A 7,534-nucleotide genomic window follows, 5' to 3' on the forward strand; every position below is an offset into this window, starting at 1 on the left:
AGAAACTGAGATGAAAGCCAAACGCAATGATTTAATTAAAGAATATATATTAGAAAAAGAACATGTGACACTGAAAGAATTAGAGGAAACATTTAACGTTTCAATGAACACTATTCGACGAGATGTTGCCAAAATTATTACCGACCCTCGTTTTGAAAAAGTTTATGGTGGCGTCAGTGTGAAGAAAAACAAATTAATTTCTTTCGAAAATAGAAGTATTAAAAATAAAGAAGTCAAGCAAAAAATTGCTGAGGAAGCGGCAAAACTTATCCAACCACACGATTTAATCTATATTGACTCTGGGACAACCACCAAGTATATTTTAGATTATTTACCGAAAGACATCGAAATGACGATTATTACGAATAGTCTAGATATTGTACTAAAAGCTGAGGTTTTTGAAAAAATCCAAGTCTTTTTATTAGGGAATATGTTCAAACGCTCAACGCGTTCTTTTGTCGGCATTACACCGGATCAAATTACTAATAAATATAATATTTCAAAAGCATTTATGGCAGCTACTGCCGTTTCTATTGATAATGGCATGATGAACTCTGATTTAATGGAATATGAAATAAAGAAACATATTGTGGATAAAGCCGCTAACATTTACTTACTTGCCGATAAAAGTAAGTTTGAAAAATCAACCTTACTCACTTACGCTTCTCTCGATCAGGTAGATAAGATTATTACGGATAAAGATTTTGATGCGCCTTATCTTGATTTCTTTAATGACAAACAGATTGAACCCATAACAGTTGACATATAGAAAGGAGTTACATGTATTATGCCATTAGTTAAATTTGACCTCGTAAAAGGACGGAGTCAGCAGGAAATCACTCATTTATTAGACGTATCACATCGTATTTTTTTAGATGCTTTAGAATTACCAGAAGGTGACCGTTATCAAGTCGTGACTCAACATGAACCTTATGAATTAGTCATGGAAGATACAGGCCTTGGCTTTGAACGTACACATCAGCGCGTACTCATCACTGTTGTTAGTCGTAAACGCACGACCGAACAGAAGGAAAAACTGTATGAACAACTACAACAAGCCCTTTATAAAGAATGTCAATTAAAACCTGAGGATTTGATGATTAATTTTGTTATCAATGAGGATGAAGACTGGAGTTTTGGTTTTGGCAAGGCTCAATTCTTAACAGGAGATTTACAATAAAAAAGCGTGAAAGTGTTAGATTTTAACACTTTCACGCTTTTAATTTTTTAATAACCAGACAATTGCTCCTGCTAAAGCAACTAAGAGTGTCATAATCACATACCAAGGAAATAAAATCGCTATTAAGACTAAAATGGAAAGACTGGTGACTAGAAGTCCCACCATCGGTCCAAACTTTTCCTTTTTTACTTTCTTTTCGCCGAGATAGTCAGGCATCCACTGGTTCCCTCGTCCAGAAAATAGCCAGAGTCCAAAAGCAAGCACACCTAACATGATTATCGTGAAGAACATCTTCCATGTAACTATCCCTTTAAATCGAGAAGTCTTTACTTGCTTTGCTTTTGGAAAAACAGTCTTATCCAAAGCCAGTTGATTTTTCTTAATAGTCCCTGTAATCACATCGGTTAAACGACGCGGACTATTTAACTCGACATCCTGTGTGGGCGCCCAAATCATCACACCTAGCGCTTGTTGGTCTATTGACAATTGTGTTTTCTTACTGATTGTTTCTTTATTGTTAAAGTAATAGACTGTTCCGTTCACTTCTGCATCATCACGCGTCGGGACTTCCGAAAGCTTGGCAATCATATTTTGATACGTTAGCACTGAACCGTCAAGTGCTTTCCCATAAAATGGAATCCCAATAACTAACTTGTCAAGATGATTCCCACCCATAACTTGATTCCAATACGTCAAATTTTGTTCGTGTAGTTCAAGTGGTGAGTGATTAGGATAGCCTGCAGATTGAGCATCATATGACATCACATTAATCCAATCAGCTTCTGCCAATGCCTCTGGGGTAAAATGTTGTTCCCAACTGCCACTTGGAACCCCGTCGGCTGTAACACCAGAAGGGACACAAATGGTCACGTCAACCTTAGAGGGAAGCGCCACTCTTAGCTCTTTCATAAAATCAGTAAATTGTGCCGCCTCTGAAACAGAAGGATATTCCCAATCAATATCTATCGTATCCAACTTATATTTAGCTGCAAAACGAACAATTTCCTTAACAAAGTGGGCACGATTATCTTTGCTCGTTGCTTGACTAAAATTATCACTTAACCCCCAACCACCAATACTGACACCCACTCTTACATTTTCTTTATGAGCTTCAGTTACTAGGTGAGTCAGTTGATCACCGCTCCCACTATCAGTAAATTTCAAACTACCTGAACTGGTCGGGACCATTGAAAAATAGTTAATATCCGTCATTTGTTTAAAGTCAACAGTATGCTTCAAATGAACCATATCATAGTCTGGTAAGTAACCTACAACCCTAAATTCCTCTGTCGCCGCTTTAACCATTATAAACGGATAACAAAAGGTTATGAGTAGCATGACGTTCATAAGTATAAACTGCCACTGTCGCCTAAGTAATTGTTTTTTTAGCACGGATTCAACCGCTCCTATCTGAATATATTGTTTGTCCATTATCTCTATCATATGAGATGATCATTTTTATATTAAACTTCTACTGATTGTATCACATCTTTGATAGATTTTCGATAACTATTATTCCAAATGATTGATAGCTCAACATTTTCCTAACTATCGCGTAGTAATGTTATCATTCTTGTTTTTATTTTTTTGAGAATCTGAGTGGCTTTATAAATGCTACAGTCATATTTACCACTAATTTGTTTCAATGTATTTCCTTGTAAATAAGCACAGAAAATCTCTTGATCAAACTTATCTAACTTTTCAATCATGTTTTTAATCGTTTCATTAATAATAACTTGATCAATCGCATCTAAATCAACACTATCGCTCATTAAACGGCGTACTTTATCATTCTCATACAACGAATGGATAGACAGTAATTCTTGATTACTACGCCGTTTCTTTGCATTGTCACGTCGAATTAAACTAAAAAGATGACGTTTTAAAAGAATCTTATAATATGCAGAAAAATGAATACCAAAAAATTCATTGTAATCTTGAATGGCTAAATAAAGAACGATGTTAGCTTCTTGCACCCAGTCTTCCCAGTCAACCCCCCTTACATAATAGTGATGAAAGAAATTCGACACTATCGGAGTATACTGCTGAAACAGCTCAGAAAAAGCATCACCGTCATCATTTTTAGCACGTCTGATTAATTCATCTTGTTTTCCATTCATCTAAAAATCCCTTTCGCCTTTTTTATTTATATTATCATAATTTAAAGCGCTTTTTTATGTTTTAAGTATTAAAAAACGTGTTTAGCTAAGCCAAACACGTTCTCTTTTTATCATTTTTTTTATTTTTCTAAATCATCCATCATGCGATTTAAAGACTCAATTCCACCACCAGATAAATACCAAACTTCAGGATCTAGTCGAACCAATCGTTCCTTTTGGGCTGCTGTCGTTTCTGCTATTAATGGTTGACTTTCAATATTATTGTTATGTGTATCTCCCCCAATAGCTTGCGTACGGTCAATAATAAATAATACATCTGGATTTTTTTCTAAAACATATTCAAACGATACTGACTGACCATGTGTCGAAGCTTCAATGGTATCATCTGCTTGCTTGTAACCAAACGCATCATGAATAATCCCAAAGCGCGAACCGGAGCCATACGCTGATAGCTGTCCTTCGTTCACAAGTATGATTAACGCTTTCTCTTCTTTCTTTTCAATTTTTTCATGTAACTGGTCGCGTCTTGCTTTTAACGAGTCTATGTGTGATTTTGCTTCAGATTCTTTATCTAATATCTGCCCCAATTGTTCTATATTTTTTAGTGTATCTTCCCACGCTTGTCCACTTTCTAAAGCAACGTACAATGTCGGTGCAATAGCTGAAAGAGTTTCTTGATAATCTTCTTGACGACCTGAAATAATAATTAAATCCGGCTTCAATTGATTAATCTTTTCTAAGTCCGGTTCTTTTAATCCACCAACAGAGGACACGCTTTCAAACTCAGAAAGATAGCTAGGTAGATTTTTCTGAGGTACTCCTACAACCTTTTCACTTTCTTCTAGCGCATGAATCGTATCTAATGACCCCATATCAAAAATCACTATTTTTTGAGGGTTTTTCATCATTTCAAACTCTTGACCGTGACCATCTTGTACCGTCACTACCTCTTTATCAGCAGCATCTTTTGTTTCACTTGTTTTTGTTTCTTGCTTACCGCAACCTACTAAGCCAACTATCATGATTCCTAACACTGCTAAACTCATCCATTTTTTCATCTTTTTTCTCCTATTCATTAAAATACAAACAAAAACGTTTCCCTTCCAATTCGCAAACTCGAATGTTCATTTCATACAAACTATCTAATATCTCTTTTTGAATAATATCATTAGTCGGACCTGTCTGATAAATTTTCCCTTTTTTCATTGCAACAATTTCATCTGCATAACTCGCTGCAAAATTGATATCGTGCAAAACAATTATCACTGTTTTGCCCCTTTCATCGACTAGTTGACGTAATATCTGCATCATTTGAACTGCGTGACTCATATCCAAGTTGTTGAGCGGCTCATCCAATAAAATGTAATCCGTATCTTGAGCTAAAACCATAGCAATATACGCGCGCTGTAATTGCCCCCCGGATAACGTATTAATACGACACATTTTCAATTCATCTAACCCCATAAACTGAATAGCTTCATTGATTAAAATGTTATCTTCTTTTGTCAATCGGCCATGGCTATAAGGAAAGCGTCCAAACGACACCAGTTCTTCGACCGTCAATTTTAACTGGACGGTATTGGATTGTTTCAAAATCGCTAGTTTTTTAGCTAACTCATCTTGTTTCCAAGATTTTATTTCCTGTCGGTCGATATAAATAGATCCGGTATCTTTTTCAATTAATCGACTCATCATACTTAACAAAGTACTCTTTCCCGCACCGTTTGGACCGATAAAGGCGGTCATACTTTTTTCTTTAATAGTCAAATCGACTGGTTCAATGACTTGTTTTGCTTCATAACGTTTTGATACTGACGATAGCTCCATCTAACCCAACGCCTTTCTTTGCTTCCATATTAGCCAAATAAAATAACTACCTCCAATAAATTCAATCACGACACTTAACGTCGTATTCCAATGAAAAATAAATTCAACTAAAAACTGTCCCACAATCAATAAGGTCATTCCTATCAAACTTCCTACTGCAAATAAAAGGCGATGTTCATGTCGATTCACTAAACGGTAGGTTAAATTAGCGACTAAAAAGCCTAAAAATAAAATAGGTCCTACTAACGCCGTACTCAATGCTACTAATAACGTAATCGCAATGAGTAATTGTATACGAAAGACCGCGACATTGACACCCAAATTAATCGCTAAATCATCGCCGAGTAATAAGACATCTAATTTATGTCGCTGTGACCAAAGCCAAATAATCGTAATAAGCGTACCGATAGCCGTGTATAGTAATAATTGTTGATTAATATTGCCAAAACTAGCGAATAGACGACCTTGTAATTTATCATACTCATTTGGATCCATCAGAACTTGTAAAAAGGTCCCAAAATTAGAAAAAAGCGTGCCTAAAATCATCCCAATCATCAAAAGGATGAAAATATCCTTTTTAGCAAACCGTAGCAAGCCAGTATACAAAAGCGTCCCCATGACAACCATTAACAGGACATTAAGAACAAAGAGCCAGACTTGTTGTTGCGGATGCAAGACAAACGAAGCTCCAAACAGAAAAAACAAACAGGTTTGAATGAGAACATAAAGGGCATCAAATCCTAAAATAGTGGGCGTAATAAAATGATTATGGCTTAACGTTTGAAACGTGATGGTTGAAAAACTAGCACTAATCCCGACTAATAGAAAAGCCAACCATTTTTTCCCTCTAATCGCTAAGGCAAACTCCCAATTCCCATAGGTTTGATAAAATAAATAGCCGAGCGTACTCATTATAAGTAAAAGGACAAGTAACAGACAAACACGCTTCGTCGAGTATCCCTTATTCATTGCGATACCCCCTTATTAGCAAACCAATAAATAATAAGCTACCAATTACCGATACAATCAAACTAACAGGAACTTCATAAGGCGCAATCACAAGCCGAGCTAAAATGTCAGAAACGACTAAAAATAAACTCCCGCAAATCGCCGTAATACTAACCGTTTCTTTTAAATAATCACCATAAAATAATGAAACAATATTCGGTACAACTACACCTAAAAATGGTAGTGTCCCGACCGTAACTAATACGACACTACTAGACATCGCCACAATGGTTAAACCTAGCCACTGCGTTTTTTGATAGTTTAACCCCACTGCTGTCGCCGTGTCTTTTCCCAACCCTGCTAGCGTGAAATGCTGAGCGTATAACTGCACAACTATTAATAAAGGAAAAGCCAAATACATTAACTCAAAAGATCCCTTAGTAACCGTAGCAAAATTACCTTGTAACCATGATGAGATATTTTGAATAAGCTGAAATTGATAAGCAAAAAATGTCACCACAGCACCGATTACATTGCCGTACATTAACCCTATCAGTGGAATCATTAATTGATTATACTGAGGTAATTTCTGGATAAGTCGTAAAAATACAAAGGTTCCAAGTAACGAAAATACAAACGCAATGCCGGAGCGTACCAAAATACTACTATCATGAAAGAAAAGCATAGCAATCAAAATACCTAGTTTAGCACTATCCATAGTTCCAGCTGTCGTTGGGGAAACAAATTTATTTTGAGTTAACTGTTGCATGATTAACCCATTAACCGCAATCGTCGCTCCAGCTATCAATAAGCTCAAAGTTCGCGGTATCCTCGTAGTCCATAACACCAAAGACTGTTCGGGCGTTAAATGTATCAAGGAGGTTATCGGTACACTTTTAACTCCTACAAATAATGACAGTAAGCTAAAACCAAGTAATAGTATAAAAAGCACTTTCTTTTGCAAGCTTCTCACCTCAATTATCTAAATGAGAATGATTTTCATTCCCAATAACAGTGTAAGTAATTTCACAACAAAATGCAAGTTTCTTTTAAACAAAAAAGCTCTTTGCTTAAAAGCAAAGAGCTAAACGATTTAAATGATTATTTGGCTCTTTGTCAAATAGGACTGATGAGTCAAAATGAAGTCGAAAGATGAGTGGAACTTGTTCCATTCATCTTTTTATTTTACTTCAATGAGGCGATTCATCATGAATATTCTTAATTTCATGTTCTCAAATGATTTAAATCCATAGGATACCCGTTTTAAGGTTTTAATATGTGTGTTTTTAGCTTCAATCTTACCATTTGAATAGGGATATATTAGGGAATTACGAATCCCTTCTTCATAGTTTAAAAGGTTTTGAAGTTTCTTACGAAATTCTGAATCTAATGTTTCAGGTAGTTCTTTTAGTTGTTGGATAAATGACACGTGATTTTTGCTTCTGAAAGCATCCATAAT

General features: G+C 35.8%; 9 protein-coding genes. 2 read left to right on the forward strand and 7 right to left on the reverse strand.

Features of this window, described 5'->3' with window-relative positions; translation table 11 throughout:
• The first annotated feature begins 10 nt into the window (after positions 1-10).
• Together CBF33_RS06935 and CBF33_RS06940 are read left to right on the forward strand one after the other, a co-directional pair.
• Positions 11-769 (forward strand): DeoR/GlpR family DNA-binding transcription regulator, encoded by a 759-nt coding sequence (locus CBF33_RS06935; protein WP_126762792.1) that lies wholly within the window; start codon positions 11-13, stop codon positions 767-769.
• Positions 770-787: 18 nt separating this feature from the next.
• Positions 788-1,180: a tautomerase family protein gene (locus CBF33_RS06940; protein WP_126762794.1), complete on the forward strand. Its 393-nt coding sequence runs from the start codon at positions 788-790 to the stop codon at positions 1,178-1,180.
• Positions 1,181-1,219: 39 nt separating this feature from the next.
• On the opposite strand, the gene CBF33_RS06945 is transcribed toward CBF33_RS06940, so the two are convergent.
• The 7 genes from CBF33_RS06945 to CBF33_RS06975 all read right to left on the reverse strand — a co-directional run.
• Complete coding sequence (locus CBF33_RS06945) at positions 1,220-2,623, reverse strand: glycoside hydrolase family 18 protein (protein WP_126762796.1); 1,404 nt, start codon at positions 2,621-2,623, stop codon at positions 1,220-1,222.
• Between the two features lie 101 nt (positions 2,624-2,724).
• A complete protein-coding gene (locus CBF33_RS06950; protein ID WP_126762799.1) occupies positions 2,725-3,300 on the reverse strand; it encodes a sigma-70 family RNA polymerase sigma factor in 576 nt (191 codons plus the stop codon).
• A 119-nt stretch (positions 3,301-3,419) separates the two neighbouring features.
• Positions 3,420-4,346, reverse strand: a complete 927-nt coding sequence (locus CBF33_RS06955; RefSeq protein WP_126762812.1) for a siderophore ABC transporter substrate-binding protein — start codon at positions 4,344-4,346, stop codon at positions 3,420-3,422.
• Positions 4,347-4,368: 22 nt separating this feature from the next.
• A complete protein-coding gene (locus CBF33_RS06960) occupies positions 4,369-5,127 on the reverse strand; it encodes an iron ABC transporter ATP-binding protein (protein WP_126762801.1) in 759 nt (252 codons plus the stop codon).
• Positions 5,128-6,096, reverse strand: a complete 969-nt coding sequence (locus CBF33_RS06965) for an iron chelate uptake ABC transporter family permease subunit (RefSeq protein WP_126762803.1) — start codon at positions 6,094-6,096, stop codon at positions 5,128-5,130. It abuts the gene before it with no gap.
• A complete protein-coding gene (locus CBF33_RS06970; protein ID WP_126762806.1) occupies positions 6,089-7,039 on the reverse strand; it encodes an ABC transporter permease in 951 nt (316 codons plus the stop codon). Before CBF33_RS06970 ends, CBF33_RS06965 begins: the two co-directional genes overlap by 8 nt.
• A gap of 216 nt (positions 7,040-7,255) precedes the next feature.
• A partial coding sequence (locus CBF33_RS06975; protein ID WP_148112234.1) for a transposase occupies positions 7,256-7,534 on the reverse strand: 279 nt, incomplete at its 5' end.

The sequence above is a fragment of the Vagococcus lutrae genome, assembly GCF_003987555.1.
GTDB classification, from domain to species: domain Bacteria; phylum Bacillota; class Bacilli; order Lactobacillales; family Vagococcaceae; genus Vagococcus_A; species Vagococcus_A lutrae.

Coding starts and splice junctions, on each gene's coding strand:
- CBF33_RS06935 (WP_126762792.1), top strand. CDS start 11: ATGAAAGCCAAACGCAATGATTTAATTAAAGAATATATATTAGAAAAA.
- CBF33_RS06940 (WP_126762794.1), top strand. CDS start 788: ATGCCATTAGTTAAATTTGACCTCGTAAAAGGACGGAGTCAGCAGGAA.
- CBF33_RS06945 (WP_126762796.1), bottom strand. CDS start 2,623: ATGATAGAGATAATGGACAAACAATATATTCAGATAGGAGCGGTTGAA.
- CBF33_RS06950 (WP_126762799.1), bottom strand. CDS start 3,300: ATGAATGGAAAACAAGATGAATTAATCAGACGTGCTAAAAATGATGAC.
- CBF33_RS06955 (WP_126762812.1), bottom strand. CDS start 4,346: ATGAGTTTAGCAGTGTTAGGAATCATGATAGTTGGCTTAGTAGGTTGC.
- CBF33_RS06960 (WP_126762801.1), bottom strand. CDS start 5,127: ATGGAGCTATCGTCAGTATCAAAACGTTATGAAGCAAAACAAGTCATT.
- CBF33_RS06965 (WP_126762803.1), bottom strand. CDS start 6,096: ATGAATAAGGGATACTCGACGAAGCGTGTTTGTCTGTTACTTGTCCTT.